Origin of the sequence: Streptomyces sp. NBC_00654 (assembly GCF_026341775.1) — a bacterium.
Taxonomy (GTDB): Bacteria; Actinomycetota; Actinomycetes; order Streptomycetales; family Streptomycetaceae; genus Streptomyces.
On record NZ_JAPEOB010000001.1, the window covers coordinates 3,355,992 to 3,378,168 of the forward strand.

The 22,177-nt window shown below is 71.6% G+C and carries 21 protein-coding genes; 16 read left to right on the top strand and 5 right to left on the bottom strand.

All coding sequences use genetic code 11. The features are described 5' to 3' along the window. Positions 1-69 precede the first annotated feature (69 nt). Positions 70-705 (top strand): DJ-1/PfpI family protein, encoded by a 636-nt coding sequence (locus OHA98_RS14340; protein WP_266925830.1) that lies wholly within the window; start codon positions 70-72, stop codon positions 703-705. Here the strand turns inward: OHA98_RS14340 and OHA98_RS14345 are convergent. After that, positions 692-1,537 carry an enoyl-CoA hydratase/isomerase family protein gene (locus tag OHA98_RS14345; RefSeq protein ID WP_266925832.1) on the bottom strand — a complete coding sequence of 282 codons (846 nt, stop codon included), beginning with the start codon at positions 1,535-1,537 and terminating at the stop codon, positions 692-694. The genes OHA98_RS14340 and OHA98_RS14345 overlap by 14 nt on opposite strands. Before the next feature lie 80 nt (positions 1,538-1,617). Between OHA98_RS14345 and OHA98_RS14350 the strand changes: the two genes are divergently transcribed. Both OHA98_RS14350 and OHA98_RS14355 read left to right on the top strand, forming a co-directional pair. Beyond that, positions 1,618-2,238: an HdeD family acid-resistance protein gene (locus OHA98_RS14350; protein ID WP_266925834.1), complete on the top strand. Its 621-nt coding sequence runs from the start codon at positions 1,618-1,620 to the stop codon at positions 2,236-2,238. A gap of 147 nt (positions 2,239-2,385) precedes the next feature. Next, positions 2,386-2,841: an ATP-binding protein gene (locus OHA98_RS14355; RefSeq protein ID WP_266925836.1), complete on the top strand. Its 456-nt coding sequence runs from the start codon at positions 2,386-2,388 to the stop codon at positions 2,839-2,841. A 21-nt stretch (positions 2,842-2,862) separates the two neighbouring features. Here the strand turns inward: OHA98_RS14355 and idi are convergent, their stop codons facing one another. The 4 genes from idi to galE form a co-directional block, all read right to left on the bottom strand. Continuing rightward, a complete protein-coding gene (idi, locus tag OHA98_RS14360) occupies positions 2,863-3,456 on the bottom strand; it encodes an isopentenyl-diphosphate Delta-isomerase (protein WP_266925837.1) in 594 nt (197 codons plus the stop codon). Positions 3,457-3,603: 147 nt separating this feature from the next. After that, entirely contained in the window at positions 3,604-4,881 is a 1,278-nt protein-coding gene (locus OHA98_RS14365) for a bifunctional class I SAM-dependent methyltransferase/N-acetyltransferase (RefSeq protein WP_266925839.1), read from the bottom strand. 229 nt (positions 4,882-5,110) lie between these two features. Further along, positions 5,111-6,052 carry a cation diffusion facilitator family transporter gene (locus tag OHA98_RS14370; RefSeq protein ID WP_266925841.1) on the bottom strand — a complete coding sequence of 314 codons (942 nt, stop codon included), beginning with the start codon at positions 6,050-6,052 and terminating at the stop codon, positions 5,111-5,113. 167 nt (positions 6,053-6,219) lie between these two features. Then, the gene (gene galE / locus OHA98_RS14375) at positions 6,220-7,221 is read right to left on the bottom strand and encodes a UDP-glucose 4-epimerase GalE (protein ID WP_266925842.1); all 1,002 of its coding nucleotides are present in this window, start codon (positions 7,219-7,221) and stop codon (positions 6,220-6,222) included. A gap of 285 nt (positions 7,222-7,506) precedes the next feature. Here galE and OHA98_RS14380 point away from each other — a divergent pair, with 285 nt between their 5' ends. The 13 genes from OHA98_RS14380 (at position 7,507) to OHA98_RS14440 (ending at position 22,172) form a co-directional block, all read left to right on the top strand. Further along, positions 7,507-9,282, top strand: a complete 1,776-nt coding sequence (locus OHA98_RS14380) for a DUF5941 domain-containing protein (protein ID WP_266927914.1) — start codon at positions 7,507-7,509, stop codon at positions 9,280-9,282. Beyond that, positions 9,279-10,016 carry a phosphocholine cytidylyltransferase family protein gene (locus tag OHA98_RS14385; protein WP_266925844.1) on the top strand — a complete coding sequence of 246 codons (738 nt, stop codon included), beginning with the start codon at positions 9,279-9,281 and terminating at the stop codon, positions 10,014-10,016. Before OHA98_RS14380 ends, OHA98_RS14385 begins: the two co-directional genes overlap by 4 nt. Then, positions 10,004-11,065, top strand: coding sequence for an iron-containing alcohol dehydrogenase family protein (locus tag OHA98_RS14390; RefSeq protein WP_266925845.1), 1,062 nt, complete (start codon positions 10,004-10,006; stop codon positions 11,063-11,065). Before OHA98_RS14385 ends, OHA98_RS14390 begins: the two co-directional genes overlap by 13 nt. Then, positions 11,043-11,822, top strand: a complete 780-nt coding sequence (locus tag OHA98_RS14395; protein ID WP_266925847.1) for a CDP-alcohol phosphatidyltransferase family protein — start codon at positions 11,043-11,045, stop codon at positions 11,820-11,822. The genes OHA98_RS14390 and OHA98_RS14395 overlap by 23 nt, the downstream gene beginning before the upstream one ends. A gap of 8 nt (positions 11,823-11,830) precedes the next feature. Further along, on the top strand, positions 11,831-12,703 hold the full coding sequence (locus OHA98_RS14400) for a glycosyltransferase family 2 protein (RefSeq protein WP_266925849.1): 873 nt from the start codon (positions 11,831-11,833) through the stop codon (positions 12,701-12,703). A 102-nt stretch (positions 12,704-12,805) separates the two neighbouring features. Next, positions 12,806-13,735: an ABC transporter permease gene (locus OHA98_RS14405; protein WP_266925851.1), complete on the top strand. Its 930-nt coding sequence runs from the start codon at positions 12,806-12,808 to the stop codon at positions 13,733-13,735. After that, positions 13,728-14,516: an ABC transporter ATP-binding protein gene (locus OHA98_RS14410; RefSeq protein WP_266925853.1), complete on the top strand. Its 789-nt coding sequence runs from the start codon at positions 13,728-13,730 to the stop codon at positions 14,514-14,516. Before OHA98_RS14405 ends, OHA98_RS14410 begins: the two co-directional genes overlap by 8 nt. Positions 14,517-14,947: 431 nt before the next feature. Beyond that, positions 14,948-15,865, top strand: a complete 918-nt coding sequence (gene hpnC, locus OHA98_RS14415; protein ID WP_266925854.1) for a squalene synthase HpnC — start codon at positions 14,948-14,950, stop codon at positions 15,863-15,865. Next, a complete protein-coding gene (gene hpnD / locus OHA98_RS14420) occupies positions 15,862-16,815 on the top strand; it encodes a presqualene diphosphate synthase HpnD (RefSeq protein ID WP_266925856.1) in 954 nt (317 codons plus the stop codon). The genes hpnC and hpnD overlap by 4 nt, the downstream gene beginning before the upstream one ends. 115 nt (positions 16,816-16,930) lie before the next feature. After that, the gene (gene hpnE, locus OHA98_RS14425) at positions 16,931-18,316 is read left to right on the top strand and encodes a hydroxysqualene dehydroxylase HpnE (protein ID WP_266925858.1); all 1,386 of its coding nucleotides are present in this window, start codon (positions 16,931-16,933) and stop codon (positions 18,314-18,316) included. Then, entirely contained in the window at positions 18,313-19,416 is a 1,104-nt protein-coding gene (locus tag OHA98_RS14430) for a polyprenyl synthetase family protein (protein WP_266925859.1), read from the top strand. The genes hpnE and OHA98_RS14430 overlap by 4 nt, the downstream gene beginning before the upstream one ends. A 102-nt stretch (positions 19,417-19,518) precedes the next feature. Then, positions 19,519-21,519, top strand: coding sequence for a squalene--hopene cyclase (gene shc, locus OHA98_RS14435; RefSeq protein WP_266925860.1), 2,001 nt, complete (start codon positions 19,519-19,521; stop codon positions 21,517-21,519). Further along, positions 21,519-22,172, top strand: coding sequence for a 1-hydroxy-2-methyl-2-butenyl 4-diphosphate reductase (locus tag OHA98_RS14440; RefSeq protein WP_266925862.1), 654 nt, complete (start codon positions 21,519-21,521; stop codon positions 22,170-22,172). Before shc ends, OHA98_RS14440 begins: the two co-directional genes overlap by 1 nt. The last annotated feature ends 5 nt before the right edge of the window (positions 22,173-22,177 follow it).

A 22,177-nucleotide genomic window follows, 5' to 3' on the forward strand; every position in this document is an offset into this window, starting at 1 on the left:
CGGCAACGACCGACCCCCGCAACGACCGACCGAGACAACGACCGACCGAGACAACGAGAGGCCACTCCTGTGCAGATCGCCATCCTGCTCTTCGACCGCTTCACCGCCCTGGACGCGGTGGGCCCGTACGAGATCCTCAGCCGCACGCCCGGTGCCGAGACGGTGTTCGTCGCCGAACGCACCGGCCCCGTGCGCAACGACAGCGGGAGCCTCGAACTGGTCGCCGCCAGGACCCTTACCGAGGTGCCCGCACCCGATGTCGTCATCGTGCCCGGCGGCCCCGGCCAGAGCGACCAGATGGAGAACGAGGCGCTGCTCGGCTGGCTGCGCGCGGTCGATGCCACCAGCACCTGGACGACCTCCGTGTGCACCGGCTCGCTGCTGCTGGCGGCGGCCGGTCTGCTGTCGGACCGCCGGGCCACCTCGCACTGGCTGGCGCTGGAGACCCTGAAGGAGTACGGAGTGGAGCCGACCGGCGAACGTGTCGTCCTCGACGGCAAGTACGTCACCGCCGCGGGGGTTTCGTCCGGCATCGACATGGGGCTCACCCTGCTCGGCCGGATCGCGGGGGACGAGCACGCCCAGGCCGTGCAGCTGCTCACCGAGTACGACCCGCAGCCGCCGTACGACGCCGGATCGCCCGACAAGGCGCCCGCCGCACTCGTCGCGGAGTTCCGCGGTACGAGCCGCTTCACCCTCCGGTAGCCGCGCCCCCGGCGCTCCCGGCATCCCCCGCGGCCGCGGCGTCCCCGGTCGTCCAGGTGAAGCGGGGCGCGCGGCGCTCCAGGAAGGCGGCGACCCCCTCCGCGGTGTCGCCGCTGCCGCGCGCCTGCTCCTTCCAGTACGCGTCCCGGTCCTCGCGTCCCGCCGCGAACTCCTTCGCCGCCGCCTGCGTCAGCAGGGAGCGGGACGCCAGGACGCGGGTGTACTCCTCGACGCGCTCGTCCAGCCCGCCGGCCGGCAGCACCTCGTCGGCCAGCCCGGTGCGCAGGGCCCGCCGGGCGTCGATCAGCTCGCCGGAGAACAGCAGGTGCTTCGCGGCCGACGGGCCGGTCAGCGCGACCAGCCGCCGCGTCGACGACGCGGGGTACACGATCCCGAGCTTGGCCGGAGTGACCCCGAACGACGCGCCCTCCTCGGCGAACCTCAGGTCGCAGGCGGCCGCGAGCTGGCTGCCGCCGCCCACGCAGTACCCGCGCACGGCGGCGAGCGTCGGCAGCGGGAAGGCGGCCAGCGCCTCTTCGGCCGCCACGGCGAGGGCCTGCGGATCTTCGGCCGGGTCGCGGAGCGAGGAGATGTCCGCGCCGGCGCAGAAGGTGTCCCCGGCCCCGGTGAGCACCAGGACCCGCACGGCGGGATCGGCCGCCAGCCGCTCCAGGAGGCCCGGCAGCGACCGCCACATGGCGGCCGTCATCGCGTTGCGTTTCGCGGGGTTGCTGATGACGACGGTGGCGATGCCGCCGTCGACGGCGTGCTCCAGCCGCGCGTGTGGACGCTCTCCGCCGGCTCCGTGCTCCACAGGGTCGCTACGCTCCATGCGCCGGATGCTATCCGTACTGTTCGAACCTATGATCAAGAAGGGGTCATGATCCGGGCACGCACCGTAGGGAGCTGTCGATGGCCGATCCCAGAGTCGAAGGCAGGAAACTCAGCCGCAGTTTCGGCGGGCTGGCCCTGCTCGGCGGCCTGCTCGTCGTCGCGGGGCTCGTCGGTCTCGTCTACACGGGCGTCGCCACCCTGACCTCGATGCTGCTCTTCGGCTGGCTGCTGCTCGTCGGCGGGCTGGTCGGACTGCTGCACGCGGTCCAGTCCCGCGGTACCAACTACTTCTGGCTGGCCGTCGTGGTCGCCGCGCTGAACATCGCGGCCGGGGTCGTCGTGATCCGCCACCCGCACGGTACCGCCGAGGCGCTGACCATGTTCGCCGCGCTGCTCTTCCTGACCGGCGGGGTGTTCCGGCTGGTCGGCAGTGTCGTGGTGCGCGGTCCGCAGTTCGGCTGGACGCTGCTGCAGGGGGCCTTCGGGCTGCTGCTGGGTGTGCTGGTCCTGGTCGACTGGCCGCACAGCAGCCTGTACGTACTGGGCTGTTTCTTCTCGCTCGCCCTGCTGTTCGACGGGCTCGGTCTGATCGCCATCGGGGTGGGCGGCCGGCGCATCGTGGGGCTGATGTCGGACCGGCTCGCGCCGGAGGGGGACCGGGGCGAGCCGCGCCCGACGTCAGAAGAAGAGCAGAAGTAGTCTCCCGGCTGGCATCGCCGAACCCGCTCGATCGTATAGGGCCGATAGATGCCCATTTCCGGTCAGTTGCACGGACCGGAGCGAGCGGTTCCCAACACTCTTTACTCGACGGTCAGTGATGTGCGAGTCGAGAGCGGGTGCCGGTCCATGGAGAGCCGCGGGAGTTGCCCGGCCCATCCCGCGTCGTACGAAGGGGTGTGGCGTTTCACCGCCCCCGCCGTCGACGTATCCGTGCCGCGGGCGCGGCATGCCGTGCGTGATCTGCTCGACCGGCAGGGTGTGCCGGTCCAGGACGACATCCTCCAGGGACTGCTGCTCATCGTCTCGGAACTCGTCACCAACGCGGTCAGGCACGCCGCCCTGCTCTCGCCCGAACTGGCGGTGGAGGTGGCCATCGACGCCGAGTGGGTCAGGGTGTCGGTGGAGGACAGCCATCCCTACCGCCCGACCGCGCTGGAGACCGACCACGCCCGGACGGGAGGCCGCGGGCTGCTGCTGGTCAGGGAGATCACCGCGCAGGCGGGCGGGAGCTGCGACGTGGAGCACACCGCGGGCGGAGGGAAGGTCGTCTGGGCGGCGCTGCCGTTGAAGACGCAGCTCTGACCGCCCCCGTCGCCCGTAGGGTCACCAGCCCGCGGCCGGGCCCGTCAGCTCCCTGATCGCGGGGCGCGCGGCGTCGAGCACCGTCATGAACCAGGCCGAGAACGGCGCCCGGTCGTGCCGCTCGGCCAGTTCGCCCGCGGTCACGAAGGCCGTCTCGCCGACCTCCTCCGGATCGGGCTTCGGCTGCTCCTGCGCCATCCCCACGAAGAGGTGGTTGAACTCCTGCTCCACCAGGCCCGACGCCGGGTCGGGGTGGTTGTAGCGGACGGTGCCCGCCTCGGCGAGCAGCGAGGGCGAGATGCCCAGCTCCTCGTAGGTGCGCCGGGCCGCCGCGGCGAACGGCGCTTCGCCCGGGTACGGATGGCCGCAGCAGGTGTTCGACCAGACGCCGGGGGAGTGGTACTTGCCGAGCGCGCGGCGCTGGAGGAGCAGCCGCCCCTGCTCGTCGAAGAGGAACACGGAGAACGCGCGGTGCAGCTGGCCGGGAGCCTGGTGGGCGGCGAGCTTCTCCGCGGTGCCGATGGTGTTGCCGTTCTCGTCGACCAGTTCGAGCATGATCGCTTCTGCTGTTCCGTTCGACGAGCTGTGCGTCGCGGTGGCTGGTGTGGTCGGCATACCCATCCTTCGCTTTGGTTCCCGGCCTCGTGCGCCGGACCCCTGGAGTCCGGTCAAGTCTGCCGCACAAAAGGCGCCGGTCCGCACTGCGGGTCCCGTATGTCCGCCCCGCCGCGCCGTCCGGGCGTGGCGGGGCGGACATCCGTGTCAGACGCCGAAGGCCGCCGGATACCGGATCGTGCCCGCAGGCACGGACGCCGCTTCGTCCAGGACCAGGGCCATCATCGCCTCGTCGGGCACCTCGAAGCCCGGCCGGATTCCGTAACGCGACGCCGGTACGAAACCGAACCGCGGGTAGTACTCGGGATGGCCCAGCACCAGGACCAGCGCCTCGCCCCGCACCCGGGCCGCGTCGAGCGCCGCCCGCACCGCGGCCCCGCCCGCGCCCCGACGCCGGCAGGCGGGAGCGGCCGCGACCGGTGCCAGCGCGAGCGCCGGGGTGTCGCCGACCCGGCACCGGGTCAGCAGGGCGTGCGCGGCGAGGGAACCGTCCGGCCCCTCCACGACGTAGGACAGCCCCGGCAGCCAGGCTTCGGCGTCGGCCCGCAGGGCGTCCACCAGATCGGCCTCGGCCCGGGTGCCGAACGCCGCCGTGTGCAACGCGTGCACCGCCTCGCGGTCCGCCGCCGTCTCGGGGCGGGCCGGCCAGCGCGGATCGGCGGGGCGCAGCACATAGGCGGCGTAGCCGTACTCCGTGCCGTGCTCGCGCCGCATGTCCAGCTCCTCACGCGTGGCCGCGAGCGCCCATTCCATGCCGGGACTCTGGGGATCGGCGGCGGCCACCCGCTCGGCGAGCGGGACGTAGTACTCGTCCCAGTCGCTCTCGGGCTGGAGGAGGACCGCCAGGACATGGCAGCCCGCGGCGACGGCCGCCGCTGTGGTCTCCGCGACGGGGCGCGGCGCGCCGTGCCGCGCCCAGAAGTCACGGGCCGGCGCGGTCGGGGCGCCGGTGGTCCAGACGCATTCGGAGACCACCAGGGAGCCGCCCGGTGCGAGCAGCCGCTGCCAGTCGCGTACGGCGGTGTCGAAACCGATGCAGTACGCCGAGCCCTCGGCCCAGACCAGGTCGAACGACCCGGCCGGGAACCGGGGGCCGGTGAGGTCGCCCATGTCGGCCTTGACGGTGTGGACGCGGTCGCCGAGACCGCGGGCCTCGGCGGACGCGCGCAGCTCGTCGAGGAAGGGCTGGTGCAGATCCACCGCGGTCACCTCGGCGCCCGCCTCGGCGGCGAGCAGCAGGGTGGCACGGCCGGGGCCGCATCCCAGGTCGAGCACGCGCGGGCGGCTCGGCAGAGGTCCGGCGAGGGCGAGCAGCCGACGCGTCGTGGCGTCGGAGCCGGGGCTCTGCCGGGGAAGGCCGTGGTGCAGGGTGAAGAACGCCTCGGTACGTGAGTCGTCGTGCGAGGTGTCTGAGGTGTCGGTCAACGGAGGAACCCTTGGTGTGAGGGCTCCGGCCGACGGGGCGACGCGGAAGACGCCGTGAGTCAGCCGAGAACCCGGGAGATGAGGAGGGACCGGTTGCTGCGCCGGGCAGCCGTCGTCGCGACAGTCATCAACCTCAGCTCCTCTCGGGAAGGGTCTCGCACCATGATGAGACTCGAACGTCTCAGCGAAGAAATCCTAGCATCGCCGCGCGCACCGTACCCCGGGGTACTCAGTGGCAGAGCTTCGCCTCGTGCTCCGCATGACCGCTCGGCTCCAGCTGGAAGGTGCAGTGCTCCACGTCGAAGTGATCCCCGAGGCAGCCCTGCAGTTCGTGCAGCAGCTTCTCGTGCCCGATCGAGTCCAGCATCTCCTGGTGCACCACCACATGGGCGGAGAGCACCGGCATCCCTGAAGTGATCGTCCAGGCGTGCAGGTCATGGACGCCCAGTACCCCGGGCAGCGCCGTGATGTGGGCCCGTACCTCGCCCATGTCCACGCCCTTGGGGGCCGACTCCAGCAGGACGTTCAGGGTCTCGCGCAGCAGTTTGACCGTCCGGGGAACGATCATCAGGCCGATCACCAGCGAGGCGATCGGGTCGGCCGCCTGCCAGCCGGTGGCCATGATGATGCCGGCGGACACCAGCACCGTGACCGAGCCGAGGGTGTCGGCCAGGACCTCCAGATAGGCGCCCCGCACATTGAGGCTCTCCTGCTGTCCGCGCATCAGCAGGGACAGGGACACCATGTTGGCCACCAGGCCCACCGCGGCGAAGGCGATCGCCAGGCCGCCCTTGGTCTCGGCCGGGGTGATGAACCGGTCGACCGCCTCGAAGACCAGGAATCCGCCGACGCCCAGCAGCAGCAGACAGTTGGCCAGCGCCGCCAGGATCTCGGCACGGGCGTAGCCGAAGGTGCGGTTGAGGCCGGCCGGTTTGTTGGCGAAGTGGATGGCGAGCAGCGCCATGCCGAGTCCCAGCGCGTCGGTCGCCATATGGGCCGCGTCGGCGATCAGGGCGAGCGAGTCGGAGAGCAGCCCGCCGACGATCTCCATGACCATCACGCTCAGGGTGATCCCCAGGGCGATCCGCAGCCGGCCCCGGTACGCGGCAGCCGCCGTACCCGTCGGAGGCGGTCCGCCGTGTGTGTGCCCGTGGTCGTGGCCAGCCCCCATGAAAACGCCTCCAGGTTCGTGCGACAGCTCGGACGCCAACCGCCCGACGAAGCCCAGTGAACTACGGGTGGGGGGTATCCGGCAACACGGGACTGAACACCGTTGTCATATGCTCTGACCTGCGCAAACGTATCCCAGGTCAGAGCCTTGACGTGATCGTTCAGGGCCTATTCGGCGCGGGCCTCGGGGTGCCGCAGGCACCAGCCCTCCCAGGCCGACTCGACCATCTCGCGGACCCCCCGGCGCGCGGTCCATCCCGTCTCCGCGGTCATCCGGGCGGCCGAGGCCACGGCCCGTGCGGCATCGCCGGGCCGGCGCGGCTCGACCACCGGCTCCACCCGGTGACCGGTCACCTCGGCGATCTCATCGGCCAGCTCCCGCACCGAGACGCCCTCGCCCCGGCCGACGTTCAGGGTCAGGTCGCCGCCGTCGTGCCGCCCCCCGCCCGCGTGCTGCCCGCCCAGGCGCCGCGCGATGGCGAGGTGGGCCTCCGCCAGGTCCGCGACATGGATGTAGTCACGGATACAGGTGCCGTCCGGGGTCGGATAGTCGTCACCGAAGATCCGGGGTGCCTCGCCGCGCGTCAGCCGGTCGAAGATCATCGGGATGACGTTGAACACCCCGGTGTCCGAGAGCTCCGGCGCCGCCGCCCCCGCCACGTTGAAGTACCGCAGACAGGCGGTCGAGACCGAGTGGGCCCGCCCCGTCGCCCGGACCAGCCACTCCCCGGCGAGCTTGGTCTCCCCGTACGGATTGATGGGGAGGCAGGGGGTCTCCTCGGTGATCAGATCCACATCCGGTACGCCGTAGACGGCGGCCGAGGAGGAGAAGAGGAAGCGCCGCACACCGGCCGCGACCACGGCCTCCAGCAGGACGGTCAGCCCGGCGACGTTCTCCCGGTAGTAGAGCAGCGGCTTCTCGACGGACTCGCCGACCTGCTTCTGCGCCGCGAGATGCACCACACCGGTCACCGCGTGCTCCGCGAACACCCGGTCCAGCAGTGCCCGGTCCGAGAACGAGCCGCGCACCAGGGGGATCTCCGCGGGCAGCCGCCCCGCGATGCCCGTCGAGACGTCGTCGAGGGCGACGACCCGTTCCCCCGCCGAGGCCATGGCCTTCGCCACATGTGCCCCGATATACCCCGCTCCGCCTGTGATCAGCCATGTCATGACCGCCAGCCTATGCGCTGGTCCCGGCGCGGTTTGTGGGGCGAGGTGCTGATCGACAATGATGATCGCGAACGGCGCCGCACAGCGCGGGTCCGCCCCGAACGGAGCACAAACGGGCGGTGAACTCGGCCTTCCGTTCATCCGATAGCCTCAGCCGACGCGCCGCCGGCCCGTATCCGGGCCGCACTGCCGCGCGCCGTCCACGCCAGCGCCAAGGAGTGAGTTCGTCTGTCGACCGCCATCCTCACCGGTGCGCCGGTACCCGGATCGTCGCTCGAGGACGATCTGCGGTCACTGGGTTTCGAGGTACAAACCGCCACTGACGCCACGGACGCCGCCCGGCTGCTCGCGGCAGTCCCCCCGAGCCGCCGCGTCGCGCTCGTCGACCCGCGCTTCGTGGGGCACGCGCACGCCCTGCGGCTGGGCCTGACCGATCCCCGCTTCCCCGCCGCCACCGTCCCCGGCGCGCTCACCGCGCAGCCCGAGGCCCGCGCCGCGCTCGTACGGGCCCTGCACCGGACCGTCGCGGCGGTCGGCGCGGGCAGCCCCGTGGGCGGCCCCGAGGAGCGTCCGGCCGTCGAGGACCGCAGCGTGCCCGGCCGCCTCGCCGTCGCGCTCGACGCCGAGGGCGTCGCCGTGCAGCGGCCCGAACTCGGCTCGCTCACCGCCGCCGTCCCCACCGGGGACGAGGAGCGCGCGGCCGCCGCGGCCGCCGTCGCCGCGGTGGACGACGAGGCGGTACGGCTGCGCAGCGCGGTGAAGGCCCACGACGGTTTCTTCACCACCTTCTTCATCAGCCCGTACTCCCGCTACATCGCCCGCTGGTGCGCACGCCGCGGCCTCACCCCGAACCAGGTCACCACCGCCTCGCTGATCACCGCGCTCATCGCGGCGGGCAGCGCGGCGACCGGTACCAGGGGCGGCTATGTCGCCGCCGGGGTGCTCCTCCTCCTCTCCTTCGTCCTGGACTGCACCGACGGGCAGCTCGCCCGCTACTCGCTCCAGTACTCGACGATGGGCGCCTGGCTGGACGCCACCTTCGACCGGGCCAAGGAGTACGCGTACTACGCGGGCCTCGCCCTCGGGGCTGCCCGGGGCGGCGATGACGTCTGGGTACTGGCGCTCGGCGCGATGGTGCTCCAGGCCTGCCGTCATGTCGTCGACTTCTCGTTCAACGAGGCCAACCACGACGCGGTTTCCAACACGAGCCCGACCGCCGCCCTGTCCGACCGGCTCGACAGCGTCGGCTGGACCGTCTGGCTGCGCCGGATGATAGTGCTGCCGATCGGTGAGCGATGGGCGATGATCGCCGTCCTCACCGCCGTCACCACCCCCCGGGTCGTCTTCTGCGCCCTGCTCATCGGCTGCGCCCTGGCCGCCTGCTACACCACGGCCGGCCGGCTGCTGCGCTCGCTGACCCGCAAGGCGCACCGCACCGACCGAGCCGCCCGCGCCCTCGCGGACCTGGCCGACTCCGGCCCCCTGGCACAGGCCGTCGCCGCCGCGGGGCCCAAGCCGCGCGGCACCTTCACCGCCCCGGCGCTCGCCCTTCTCGGCGCGCTGGTGATGGTCGCCGGAGCCCTGTTCCTCCCGTTCGGCGGCTGGCTGACGGTCGCCGCCGCCGGGGTGTACGCGGTGCTCTCCGGCCTCGCTGTCGCCCGCCCGCTCAAGGGCGTACTGGACTGGCTCGTCCCGCCGGTCTTCCGGGCCGCGGAGTACTGCACGATCCTGGTCCTGGCGGCCCGCAGTGATGTGCCGCACGCCGTTCCCGCGGCCTTCGGACTGGTTTCGGCCATCGCCTACCATCACTACGACACGGTGTACCGCATCCGCGGCGGCACCGGCGCGCCGCCCCAGTGGCTGGTGCGGACGATCGGTGGGCACGAGGGCCGGACCGTTGTGGTGGCCGTGCTCGCCGCCGTACTGACTCAGCATTCAGGTTTCACCACGGCTCTCACCGCGTTCGCGGTGGCCGTGGCTCTGGTGGTGCTCGTGGAGTCCATCCGCTTCTGGGTGTCCTCCTCGGCCCCCGCCGTACACGACGAAGGAGAACTCGCATGATCGGCCTCGTACTGGCAGCCGGTGCAGGACGACGTCTGCGCCCCTACACGGACACCCTGCCCAAGGCACTGGTGCCCGTCGACGGTGAGCGGACGGTCCTCGACCTCACGCTGGCCAACTTCGCCGAGGTCGGACTCACCGAGGTCGCGATCGTGGTCGGCTACCGCAAGGAGGCGGTCTACGACCGCAAGGCCGAGCTCGAGGCGAAGTACGGCGTCACGCTCACCCTCATCGACAACGACAAGGCCGAGGAGTGGAACAACGCCTACTCCCTGTGGTGCGCCCGTGAGGTCCTGAAGCAGGGCGTCATCCTCGCCAACGGCGACACCGTGCACCCGGTCTCCGTCGAGAAGACCCTCCTGGACGCCCGCGGCAAGGGCCAGAAGATCATCCTCGCCCTCGACACGGTGAAGAGCCTCGCCGACGAGGAGATGAAGGTCATCACCGAGGGCGACAAGGGTGTGCGGCGGATCACCAAGCTGATGGACCCGGCCACCGCGACCGGCGAGTACATCGGTGTCACGCTGATCGAGCCCGAGGCCGCCGAGGAGCTCGCCGACGCGCTGCGGACCACCTTCGAGCGCGACCCCGACCTCTACTACGAGGACGGCTACCAGGAACTCGTCAACCGCGGCTTCACCGTCGACGTGGCCCCCATCGGCGAAGTGACGTGGGTCGAGATCGACAACCACGACGACCTCGCGAAGGGCCGTGAGATCGCGTGCCAGTACTGACCCGGCTCATTCCGTCCCCGGTCGTCGTCGACATCAGCCGCGGCGCCATGGACGATCTGGCGGGCCTCCTGGCCGACCAGCGGATCTCCTCCTCGGGCAAGCTCGCCATCGCGATCAGCGAAGGCTCCGGGCGCGCCCTGCGCGAGAGGCTCGCACCGGTCCTGCCGGGTGCCGACTGGTACCCGGTGTCCGACGGCACGATCGACTCGGCGGTGAAGCTCGCCGACGGCATCAAGGGCAACCGGTACGACGCCGTGGTCGGCCTCGGCGGCGGCAAGATCATCGACGTGGCCAAGTACGCCGCGGCGCGGGTCGGCCTGCCGCTGGTCGCCGTCGCGACGAACCTCTCGCACGACGGCCTCTGCTCGCCGGTGGCGACCCTGGACAACGACAACGGGCGGGGCTCCTACGGGGTGCCCACCCCGATCGCCGTGGTCATCGACCTCGACATCATCCGTGAGGCGCCCTCCCGCTACGTACGCTCCGGCATCGGCGACGCAGTCTCGAACATCTCCTGCGTCGCCGACTGGGAGCTGGCGCACGAGGTCAACGGCGAGGAGATAGACGGTCTCGCGGCCGCCATGGCGCGGCAGGCCGGCGAGGCCGTGCTGCGCCACCCGGGCGGGGTCGGCGACGACGCCTTCCTGAAGGTGCTGGCCGAAGGGCTGGTGCTGACCGGCATCTCGATGTCGGTCGCGGGGGACTCCCGGCCCGCCTCCGGCGCCTGCCACGAGATCAACCACGCCTTCGACCTGCTGTACCCCCAGCGTGCGGCCAGCCACGGCGAGCAGGTCGGCCTCGGCGCGTGCTTCGCCATGCATCTGCGCGGCGCCCGTCAGGAAGCGCTGCTGATGTCCTCGGTACTGCGGCGCCACGGCCTGCCGGTCAGGCCCGAGGAGATCGGCTTCACCGCCGACGAGTTCGTGACCGCCGTCGAGTACGCCCCGCAGACCCGTCCGGGACGCTTCACCATCCTGGAACACCTCAATCTGTCCACCGACCAGATCAAGGACGCTTACGCAGACTATGCAAAAGCCATCGGTAGCTGAGCTTCGACCGGTCGTGCACCCCCCGGGTGTGAAGGACCGGCGGAGCGGCGAGCACTGGGCCGGCCGGCTCTACATGCGCGAGGTCTCCCTGCGCATCGACCGGCATCTGGTGAACACCCGGGTCACGCCCAACCAGCTGACCTACGTGATGACGGTCGCCGGTGCCCTCGCCGCCCCGGCGCTGCTCGTACCGGGCATCGCGGGCGCGGTGCTCGGCGTTCTGATGGTCCAGCTCTATCTGCTGCTCGACTGCGTGGACGGCGAGATCGCCCGCTGGAAGAAGCAGTACTCGCTCGCCGGGGTCTACCTGGACCGGGTCGCCGCCTATCTGTGCGACGCCGCGGTCCTGGTCGGCTTCGGTCTGCGCGCCGCCGACCTCTGGGGCGAGGGGCGCATCGACTGGCTGTGGGCCTTCCTGGGCACGCTGGCCGCGCTCGGCGCGATCCTGATCAAGGCCGAGACCGACCTCGTCGGCGTCGCCCGTCACCAGGGCGGGATGCCGCCCGTGAAGGAGGCGGCGTCCGAGCCGCGCTCGTCCGGCATGGCGCTGGCCCGCAGGGCCGCCGCGGCGCTGAAGTTCCACCGGCTGGTCCTCGGCGTCGAGGCGTCCCTGCTGATCCTCGCCGCGGCCATCGCGGACAGCGTCCGCGACGACCTGTTCTTCTCGCGTCTGGGCGTCGCCGTCCTGGCCGGGATCGCGCTCCTGCAGACGTTGCTCCACCTCGTGTCCGTGCTCGCTTCCAGCAGGCTGAAGTGAGCTCTCCCATGAAACTCGGCGCGGTCATCATCACCATGGGCAACCGCCCGGACGAGCTGCGCGCCCTCCTGGATTCGGTCACCGCGCAGGACGGTGACCGGATCGAGGTGGTGGTCGTCGGCAACGGGGCCCCGGTCCCGGACGTCCCCGCCGGTGTACGCACGGTGGAGCTGCCCGAGAATCTGGGCATCCCCGGTGGCCGCAATGTCGGCATCGAGGCGTTCGGCCCGTCCGGTGCCGATGTGGACGGGCTGCTCTTCCTCGACGACGACGGACTGCTGCCGAACACCGACACCGCGGAGCTGTGCCGGCAGGCGTTCGACACGGACCCGAAGCTGGGCATCATCACCTTCCGGATCGCCGACCCGGACACCGGGGTCACCCAGCGCCGGCACGTGCCCCGGCTGCGTGCCTCCGACCCGATGCGCTCCTCGCGGGTGACGACCTTCCTGGGCGGCGCCAACGCCGTACGCACCCGGGTCATCGCCGAGGTGGGAGCCCTGCCGGACGACTTCTTCTACGCCCACGAGGAGACCGATCTGGCCTGGCGGGCGCTGGACGCCGGGTGGATGATCGACTACCGCGCGGACATGGTGCTCAACCACCCGACCACCGCCCCCTCCCGGCACGCGGTCTACCACCGCATGGTCGCCCGCAACCGGGTCTGGCTCGCCCGCCGGAACCTGCCCGCACCGCTGGTGCCCGTCTATGTGGGGGTCTGGCTGCTGCTGACCCTGTTGCGCAGGCCTTCGCGGCCCGCGCTCAGGGCATGGTTCGGCGGATTCCGGGAAGGCTGGGCGAAGCCCTGCGGGCCGAGGCGCCCCATGAAGTGGCGTACGGTGTGGCGGCTGACGAGACTGGGCCGACCTCCTGTGATCTGAGAGGCTTTCCTCTGAGAGCATGAGGCGTATTTCTTCTTTCCGGGACCTGTCCGCCTGAGCCGCGCGCCTGGCTGCGCATCTTGAAGACGAGAGTTTCAACTTGTGAGTGACACAACCCACGACGGTGGGGTAGCCCTCGGCACCCTGTCGTCCGCCGACGAGGGGCTGAGCGCGGCCCAGACGGCCGCGAAGTACGGCCTGACCGTGAGCGGCGCCCGGCCTGGGCTGTTCGAATACATCCGGCAGCTCTGGGGCCGCCGCCACTTCATCCTGGCCTTCTCCAGGGCGAAGCTGACGGCGCAGTACAGCCAGGCCAAGCTCGGCCAGCTGTGGCAGGTGGCGACCCCCCTGCTGAACGCCCTGGTCTACTTCCTGATCTTCGGCCTGATCCTGGGTACCAGGAAGGGGATGAGCCAGGAGGTCTTCATCCCCTTCCTGGTGACCGGCGTCTTCGTCTTCACCTTCACCCAGAGCTCGGTGATGGCGGGGGTGCGGTCCATCTCCGGGAACCTCGGGCTCGTCCGGGCCCTGCACTTCCCCCGCGCCTCGCTGCCCATCTCGTTCTCGCTGCAGCAGCTCCAGCAGCTGCTGTACTCGATGATCGTGCTGGTGCTCGTGGCGGTGGGCTTCGGCAGCTATCCCTCGCTCTCGTGGCTGCTGGTCGTTCCCGCGCTGGCCATGCAGTTCTTCTTCAACACCGGTCTGGCGCTCGCGATGGCCAGGCTCGGCAGCAAGACCCCCGACCTCGCGCAGCTGATGCCCTTCGTCATGCGGACATGGATGTACGCCTCGGGCGTCATGTTCTCCATCCCCGTGATGCTGGCGGACAAGCCGCAGTGGATCGCGGACGTGCTCCAGTACAACCCGGCGGCCATCTACATGGACCTGGTCCGCTTCGCGCTGATCGACGGGTACGGCTCCGAGAACCTCCCGCAGCACGTCTGGGCCGTCGGCCTCGGCTGGGCGCTCCTCGCGGGCGTCGCGGGCTTCGTGTACTTCTGGAAGGCAGAGGAACGGTACGGCCGTGGCTGAGGACAACACGCAGGGACGGAACGTTCCCACCGTCATCGCCGACGACGTCCACATCGTGTACCGCGTCAACGGTGCGGGCGGCGGCAGGGGCAGCGCCACCGCCGCGCTCAGCCGCATGGTGCGCCGCGGCAAGGGCGAGTCGCGGGGGGTGCGGAAGGTCCACGCCGTACGGGGTGTCACCTTCACCGCCTACCGGGGCCAGGCCATCGGCCTCATCGGCACCAACGGCTCGGGCAAGTCGACGCTGCTGCGGGCCATCGCGGGACTGCTGCCGACCGAGTCCGGCAAGGTGTACACGGACGGTCAGCCCTCGCTGCTCGGTGTGAACGCGGCGCTGATGAGCGACCTGACCGGTGAGCGCAACGTGGTGCTCGGCGGCCTGGCCATGGGCATGAGCCGGGAGGAGATCCGCGAGCGCTACACGGGCATCGTGGACTTCTCCGGGATCAATGAGAAGGGCGACTTCATCACCCTGCCGATGCGGACGTACTCCTCCGGCATGGCCGCGCGCCTGCGCTTCTCCATCGCCGCCGCGAAGAACCACGACGTCCTCATGATCGACGAGGCGTTGGCCACGGGTGACCGCAAGTTCCGGATCCGTTCCGAGCAGCGGATCCGCGAGCTCCGCAAGGAGGCGGGCACCGTCTTCCTGGTCAGCCACAACAACAAGTCGATCAGGGACACCTGCGACCGGGTGCTGTGGCTGGAGAAGGGCGAGCTCCTGATGGACGGCCCCACCGAGGAAGTCCTCAAGGCGTACGAGCGCGAGACCGGAAAGTAGCCCTCCGTACCGCCGTGGCCTCCGCCGGAACGCTCCGGCGGAGGCCACGGCGGTGTGCGGCGCGATGTCCGGGCGCGGGGGAGACCCTGCGCAGTACGGCCCCGGGGGCGATCTCCTCCCGTCGGATGAGGTCAATTCCCCCGGGTGCGGGGAAGGTTGACGGGCGGGGCGGCGCACGCGTCACGCGCGCCACACCCCGGCGGGGCTCTGTGAGCTGTACAACGTAAGCTGTACCGGTGCTGATTCGTGGCAAGTGGGGCGATACCCCCTCGGGACGGCACCCGCAATGCGCCCGCGCACTCGGAAGAGCCAGCGGCGTGTCCGAAAAGGGATGTTTTGGGTCGGCAGTGTAGAACGGGAGATGTGACGGCAATGACGGAAGATCTCCAGCTCCGACGTGGTTCGGCCGTCCCCGCGCCGGGCGGTACGCAGTGACGCGGACCCAGCAGGCGCGCCCCGACGCCGCCTCCACGACGCTCGACAAGGCCGCGGACGAGAACTTCCCCGTCGCCCCCTTCTTCCTGCCGCGCGCCTGGCGCGACGACCTGATGGCGGTCTACGGATACGCCCGGCTCGTCGACGACATCGGCGACGGCGATCTCGACCCCGGCGGCGCCGACGCGCGCCACCTCGGCCTGGAGACCGCGCAGAGCGACGACCGGGTCGCCATGCTCGACGCCTTCGAGGCAGATCTGCACCGGGTCTTCGCCACCACGGGCGACGGACCGCACCACCCGCTGCTGCGCGCCCTGCGCCCCACCGTGCGGCGCCGCGCGCTCACCCCCGAGCCCTTCCTCGGTCTCATCGAGGCCAACCGGCAGGACCAGAGGATCCGCCGCTACGGGACGTACGAGGAGCTCAGCGCCTACTGCGAACTCTCGGCCAACCCCGTCGGCCGCCTGGTCCTGGCGATCACCGGCACCGCCAGCCCCGAACGGATCCGCCGCTCCGACGCGATCTGCACCGCCCTGCAGATCGTCGAGCACCTCCAGGACGTCGCCGAGGACCTCGGCCGCGACCGGATCTATCTGCCCGCCGAGGACATGGCCCGGTTCCATGTCAGCGAATCCGACCTGGCCGCACCTTCCGCGGGCGCGTCCGTGCGCGCCCTGGTCGCATACGAGGCGGAACGCGCACAGGACCTGCTGAATGACGGCGCCCCCCTGGTGGGTAGCGTGCACGGCAGGCTCAGGCTGCTCCTCGCCGGATTCGTCGCCGGGGGGCGTTCCGCCCTCACGGCGATCTCGGCCGCCGGGTTCGATGTACTGCCCGGACCGCCCAGACCCACCAAGCCCAGCCTGCTGCGCGAAGTGGGAGTCGTCTTGCGAAGAGCGCGTGGAAAGGGATGAGCCGGACCGTGGAGGGACAGGCGACGTACATGTCGGCACCGGTACAGGCCGCATACAGTTACTGCGAGGCCGTCACCGGACAGCAGGCGCGTAACTTCGCGTACGGGATCAGGCTGCTGCCCCACGAGAAGCGGCAGGCCATGTCGGCGCTGTACGCCTTCTCCCGCCGGGTCGACGACATCGGCGACGGTGAGCTGGACCCGGAGACCAAGCGCACCCGGCTGGAGGGGACCCGCGAGGTGCTCGGCCGGATCCGGGACGGCGCCGTCGACGAGGACGACACCGACCCGGTGGCCGTCGCGCTCGCCGACGCCGCCCGACGCTTCCCGCTGCCGCTCGGCGGGCTCGACGAGCTGATCGACGGCGTGCTGATGGACGTGCGCGGCGCGACCTACGAGACCTGGGACGACCTGAGGGTCTACTGCCGCTGCGTCGCCGGTGCCATCGGGCGGCTCAGCCTGGGCGTCTTCGGCACGGAACCGGGTGCGCCCGGCGTCGAACGCGCCTCGGAGTACGCCGACACCCTCGGCCTCGCCCTGCAGCTCACCAACATCCTGCGCGACGTCCGCGAGGACGCCGGCAACGGGCGCACCTACCTGCCCGCCGACGACCTCGCCAAGTTCGGCTGCTCCGCCGGATTCCACACGGCGACCCCGCCGCCCGGCTCGGACTTCGCGGGACTGGTCCACTTCGAGGTCCGCCGGGCCCGCGCCCTGTTCGCCGAGGGCTACCGGCTGCTGCCGATGCTGGACCGCCGCAGCGGAGCGTGCGTGGCCGCCATGGCCGGGATCTACCGCCGCCTCCTCGACCGCATCGAACGCGACCCGGAGGCCGTGCTCCGCGGCCGGGTGTCGCTGCCGGGCCATGAGAAGGCCTATGTCGCGGTGCGCGGGCTCTCGGGCCTCGACGCCCGTCACGTCTCGCGGCTCACGGCCAGGGGGCGAGCCTGATGGACCGCACCCGGCCCGCCCGCCGGGCAACCCTCCGGTGGCCCGGCGCGTCCCTGACTGCGACGATCCAGATGGCGACGCCCCTGGTGGCGACCGCTCCACGAGAGGGGGAGGCATGAGCGACGAGAGCCCGCGCTCCCGTGCGGTGGTCGTCGGCGGCGGTCTCGCCGGCGTCACGGCGGCCCTCCGTCTGGCCGACGCCGGACTTGACGTGACCCTGCTCGAAGGGCGGCCCCGGCTCGGCGGCCTCGCCTTCTCCTTCCAGCGCGGCGACCTGACCGTCGACAACGGCCAGCACGTCTATCTGCGCTGCTGCACCGGATACCGCTGGTTCCTGGACCGGATCGGCGGAGCCCGCCTGGCCCCGCTCCAGGACCGCCTCGACGTGCCCGTGCTCGACGTCGGCCGGGCCGCCGGCCCCCGACTGGGACGGCTGCGCCGCAACAACCTCCCCGTACCGCTGCATCTGGCCGCCGGACTCGCGGCCTACCCGCATCTCTCGCTCGCCGAGAAGGCGAGCGTCGGCCGGGCCGCACTCGCGCTCAAGCGCCTCGACCCCGCCGACCCCGCGCTCGACCGGATCGACTTCGCCACCTGGCTGCGCCGGCACGGCCAGTCGCAGCGGACCATCGAAGCCCTCTGGGACCTCGTCGGTGTCGCCACCCTCAACGCGACCGCGCCGAACGCCTCCATGGCGCTCGCCGCGATGGTCTTCAAGACCGGCCTGCTCTCCGAGCCGGGCGCCGCCGACATCGGCTGGGCCACCGTGCCGCTCGGTGAGCTGCACGACACCCTCGCCCGCAAGGCGCTCGACGCCGCGGGAGTGCGGACCGAGCTGCGCGCCAGGGTGGGCTCCCTGAGCCGCGGCGAGGACGGCGGCTGGAGCGTCGGCACGGGCGGCGAACGGATCGCGGCGGACACCGTCGTCCTGGCCGTGCCGCAGACCGAGACACACGGCCTGCTGCCCGAGGGCGCCCTGGACGAGCCCGGCCTGCTGCTCGACATCGACACCGCGCCGATCCTGAACGTGCACGTCGTCTACGACCGCAAGGTGCTGCGCAGACCGTTCTTCGCCGCGCTCGGCTCCCCGGTCCAGTGGGTCTTCGACCGCACCGAATCCTCCGGCCTGACCGGCGGCGGACAGTATCTGGCGGTCTCCCAGTCCGCGGTCCAGGACGAGATCGACCTGCCCGTCGCCGAACTGCGCGCGCGCTACCTCCCCGAGCTGGAACGGCTCCTGCCGGCCGCCCGCGGCGCCGGTATCCGCGACTTCTTCGTCACCCGGGAACGCACCGCGACCTTCGCGCCCGCCCCGGGCGTCGGCCGGCTGCGCCCCGGACCCCGTACCCGTGCGCCCGGTCTGCACCTGGCGGGCGCGTGGACCGCCACCGGCTGGCCCGCGACGATGGAGGGCGCCGTGCGCAGTGGCTTCAGCGCCGCCGACGCCGCGCTCGCCGACCTCGGCCGCACCCATGGACATCCGCTGCAGGAGGCGGCATGAGCAGTACCACCGGAACAAGAGGAGAGTCAGTGACCCCGGCGAATCCGGCTTTCGACACCGTGGCAGACACCGCGGACGTCACCGCGCTTCTGGAGCGCGGACGGGCCCTGTCAGCGCCGGTGCTGCGGGCTGCCGTGGACCGGCTCGCGCCGCCCATGGACACCGTCGCGGCCTATCACTTCGGCTGGATCGACGCCCAGGGACGGCCCGCCGACGGCGACGGCGGCAAGGCCGTGCGCCCCGCGCTCGCCCTGCTGTCCGCGGAAGCCGCGGGCGCCCCGGCCGAGGCCGGAATCCCCGGCGCGGTGGCCGTCGAACTCGTGCACAACTTCTCGCTGCTGCACGACGACCTGATGGACGGCGACGAGCAGCGCCGCCACCGCGACACCGTCTGGAAGGTGCACGGCCCCGCGCAGGCGATCCTGGTCGGCGACGCGCTCTTCGCGCTCGCCAACGAGGTCCTGCTGGAGCTCGGCACGGTCGAGGCCGGCCGGGCGGCCCGCAGGCTGACCACCGCCACCCGCAAGCTGATCGACGGCCAGGCCCAGGACATCTCCTACGAGCACCGCGAGCGGGTCACCGTCGAGGAGTGCCTGGAGATGGAGGGCAACAAGACCGGTGCCCTGCTCGCCTGCGCCGTCTCCATCGGCGCGGTGCTCGGCGGCGCGGACGACCGCACCGCGGACATCCTGGAGGCATACGGCTACCACCTCGGCCTCGCCTTCCAGGCCGTCGACGATCTGCTCGGCATCTGGGGCGACCCGGAGGCCACCGGCAAGCAGACCTGGAGCGATCTGCGCCAGCGCAAGAAGTCCCTGCCGGTCGTCGCCGCGCTCGCGGCGGGCGGCCCGGCCTCCGAGCGTCTGGGCGAACTGCTCGCCGCCGACGCCAAGAGCAGCGACTTCGACAGCTTCTCCGAAGAGGAGTTCGCCGCCCGCGCGGCGCTCATCGAGGAGGCGGGCGGCCGCGAGTGGACCGCCCAGGAGGCCCGCCGTCAGCATGCGGTCGCCATCGAGGCGCTGCACGGTGTCGACATGCCGCAGCACGTACGGGCGCAGCTCACCGCGCTCGCCGACTTCGTCGTCGTACGAAAGAGATGATCACCATTCGCATATGACTCGCAGTCGCCGGCCGGTGCCCTTACGGGCACCGGCCGACGGAGACCCCAGCACAGCAGAGACACACTGCACGAAGGGGAAGCCATGACAGCGACGACCGACGGAAGCACCGGAGCCGCGAACCCTCGCGCAGCCTCGGCAGGCGATCCGACCGAATCAACCATCGCCGCGGACGACGTGCTCGCCGCCGCGCGGCGGGCCGCGGAACGCTCGGTGGAGCACCTCCTCGGCAGGCAGGACCAGCAGGGCTGGTGGAAGGGCGACCTCGCCACCAATGTGACCATGGACGCCGAGGACCTGCTGCTCCGTCAGTTCCTCGGGATCCAGGACCCGGCCACGGTGCGGGCGGCAGCCCGGTTCATCCGGGGCGAACAGCACGGTGACGGCACCTGGGCCACGTTCTACGGCGGGCCCGGCGACCTCTCCGCCACCATCGAGGCCTATGTGGCGCTGAGGCTGGCGGGGGACCGGCCGGAAGAGCCGCACATGACGCGTGCGGCCGGGTGGGTCAGGGAACAGGGCGGGATCGCGGCCGCCCGGGTCTTCACCAGGATCTGGCTGGCCCTCTTCGGCTGGTGGAAGTGGGAGGACCTGCCGGAGCTGCCGCCCGAGCTGATGTTCTTCCCCAAGTGGCTGCCGCTCAACATCTATGACTTCGGCTGCTGGGCCCGGCAGACCATCGTTCCGCTGACCGTCGTCTCCGCGAAGCGGCCGGTACGGCCCGCCCCGTTCACCCTGGACGAGCTGCACACCGATCCGGCGGCCCCGAACCCGCCCAGGAACATGGCTCCGGCGGCCAGTTGGGACGGCCTCTTCCAGCGGCTCGACAAGGCGATGCACCTTTACCACAAGGTCGCCCCCCGCCGGCTGCGCCGCATCGCGATGAACGCGGCGGCCCGCTGGATCATCGAGCGCCAGGAGAACGACGGCTGCTGGGGAGGCATCCAGCCGCCCGCGGTCTACTCCGTCATCGCCCTCCATCTGCTCGGCTACGACCTCGACCATCCGGTGATGCGCGCCGGGCTGGCCTCGCTGGACCGGTTCGCCGTGTGGCGCGAGGACGGCGCCCGCATGATCGAGGCCTGCCAGTCGCCCGTCTGGGACACCTGCCTGGCCACCATCGCGCTCGCCGACGCGGGGCTCCGCCCCGACCATCCGGCGCTGGTGAGGGCCGCCGACTGGATGCTCGGCGAGGAGATCGGCCGGCCGGGGGACTGGTCGGTGCGCAAGCCCGGACTCGCCCCGGGCGGCTGGGCGTTCGAGTTCCACAACGACAACTACCCGGACATCGACGACACCGCCGAAGTCGTCCTGGCACTGCGCCGGGTCGACCATCCCGACCGCGACCGGCTCGAAGCCGCGATCGAGCGCGGGGTGCGCTGGAACCTGGGGATGCAGTCCCGCAACGGAGCCTGGGGCGCCTTCGACGCCGACAACACCAGCCCGTTCCCCAACCGCCTGCCGTTCTGCGACTTCGGGGAGGTCATCGACCCGCCGTCGGCGGACGTCACCGGCCATGTCGTGGAGATGCTCGCCGTCGAGGGCCGGTCCCGCCACCCCCGTACCCGACGGGGAATCGAGTGGCTGCTCGCCGAACAGGAGGCGTGCGGCGCCTGGTTCGGCCGCTGGGGCGTCAACTACGTATACGGAACAGGGTCGGTGGTGCCCGCACTGATCGCCGCCGGGATCCCGGCCGGCCACCCGTCGGTCCGCCGGGCCGTGAGCTGGCTGAAGTCCGTCCAGAACGACGACGGCGGCTGGGGCGAGGACCTGCGCTCCTACCAGGAGGAGAAGTGGATCGGGCACGGTGAGTCGACCGCGTCCCAGACCGCCTGGGCGCTGCTGGCACTCCTCGCCGCGGGCGAGCGCGACAGCCGCTCCGCGACCCGCGGTGTCACCTGGCTGGCCGAGACCCAGCAGGCCGACGGCTCCTGGGACGAGCCGCACTTCACCGGGACCGGATTCCCCTGGGACTTCTCCATCAACTACCACCTCTACCGCCAGGTCTTCCCGCTCACCGCGCTGGGCCGCTTCGTGTACGGCGATCCGTTCGCCGGCCGCGCGGCCACCGGCGTGGAGGCCTGATGGACGACGTACCGGGGCCGCCCGCCCCCGCCGCACCCCTGCTGATCGCCTGCGCCCTCGGCATCGAACAGCTCGCCCTGCGCAGCGGCCGGGGCAACGGGGCCCCGGCCGGAGTGAGCGTCGTACGCACCGGGATGGGCCCCAGGGCCGCCGAGGCGGCCATGGGGCGTGTGCTGGGCCGGCCCGGGGCGCGGGACGCCGCGGTGATCGCCTCCGGTTTCTGTGCCGGCCTGGCCCCCGGAATGCACCCCGGCGATCTGGTGGTCGCCGAGGAGACCCGGGACACGGACGGCTCCACCGCCTGTGCCGGCACGGGCCTGCTCGTCGACGCCCTCGCCAGGACCGTGCCCGGACGCACCGTCCACACCGGCCCGCTGACCGGCTCCGGCCATGTCGTACGCGGGCCCGAACGGGCCGGGCTGAGGGCCACCGGCGCCATCGCGGTCGACATGGAGTCCGCCGCCACACTGCGCACCGCCCTGCGCCACGGCCCACGCCCGGTTGCGGCCGTACGGGTGGTCGTGGACGCTCCAGAGCATGAGCTCGTCCGCATCGGCACGGTCCGCGGTGGAATATCAGCCTTCCGCGTTCTTCGTGCCGTCCTGCCGGCTTTCTATGAATGGCACCGATCTTTGCTGCTCCCCAGGAGGTGAGCTAG

Excerpts from the sequence above, each read along its gene's own strand:
- OHA98_RS14345 (WP_266925832.1), bottom strand. The coding sequence starts at position 1,537 with ATGGAGCGTAGCGACCCTGTGGAGCACGGAGCCGGCGGAGAGCGTCCA.
- OHA98_RS14350 (WP_266925834.1), top strand. The coding sequence starts at position 1,618 with ATGGCCGATCCCAGAGTCGAAGGCAGGAAACTCAGCCGCAGTTTCGGC.
- OHA98_RS14355 (WP_266925836.1), top strand. The coding sequence starts at position 2,386 with ATGGAGAGCCGCGGGAGTTGCCCGGCCCATCCCGCGTCGTACGAAGGG.
- idi (WP_266925837.1), bottom strand. The coding sequence starts at position 3,456 with ATGCCGACCACACCAGCCACCGCGACGCACAGCTCGTCGAACGGAACA.
- OHA98_RS14370 (WP_266925841.1), bottom strand. The coding sequence starts at position 6,052 with ATGGGGGCTGGCCACGACCACGGGCACACACACGGCGGACCGCCTCCG.
- galE (WP_266925842.1), bottom strand. The coding sequence starts at position 7,221 with ATGACATGGCTGATCACAGGCGGAGCGGGGTATATCGGGGCACATGTG.
- OHA98_RS14385 (WP_266925844.1), top strand. The coding sequence starts at position 9,279 with ATGATCGGCCTCGTACTGGCAGCCGGTGCAGGACGACGTCTGCGCCCC.
- OHA98_RS14395 (WP_266925847.1), top strand. The coding sequence starts at position 11,043 with ATGCAAAAGCCATCGGTAGCTGAGCTTCGACCGGTCGTGCACCCCCCG.
- OHA98_RS14400 (WP_266925849.1), top strand. The coding sequence starts at position 11,831 with ATGAAACTCGGCGCGGTCATCATCACCATGGGCAACCGCCCGGACGAG.
- hpnD (WP_266925856.1), top strand. The coding sequence starts at position 15,862 with ATGAGCCGGACCGTGGAGGGACAGGCGACGTACATGTCGGCACCGGTA.
- hpnE (WP_266925858.1), top strand. The coding sequence starts at position 16,931 with ATGAGCGACGAGAGCCCGCGCTCCCGTGCGGTGGTCGTCGGCGGCGGT.
- OHA98_RS14430 (WP_266925859.1), top strand. The coding sequence starts at position 18,313 with ATGAGCAGTACCACCGGAACAAGAGGAGAGTCAGTGACCCCGGCGAAT.
- shc (WP_266925860.1), top strand. The coding sequence starts at position 19,519 with ATGACAGCGACGACCGACGGAAGCACCGGAGCCGCGAACCCTCGCGCA.
- OHA98_RS14440 (WP_266925862.1), top strand. The coding sequence starts at position 21,519 with ATGGACGACGTACCGGGGCCGCCCGCCCCCGCCGCACCCCTGCTGATC.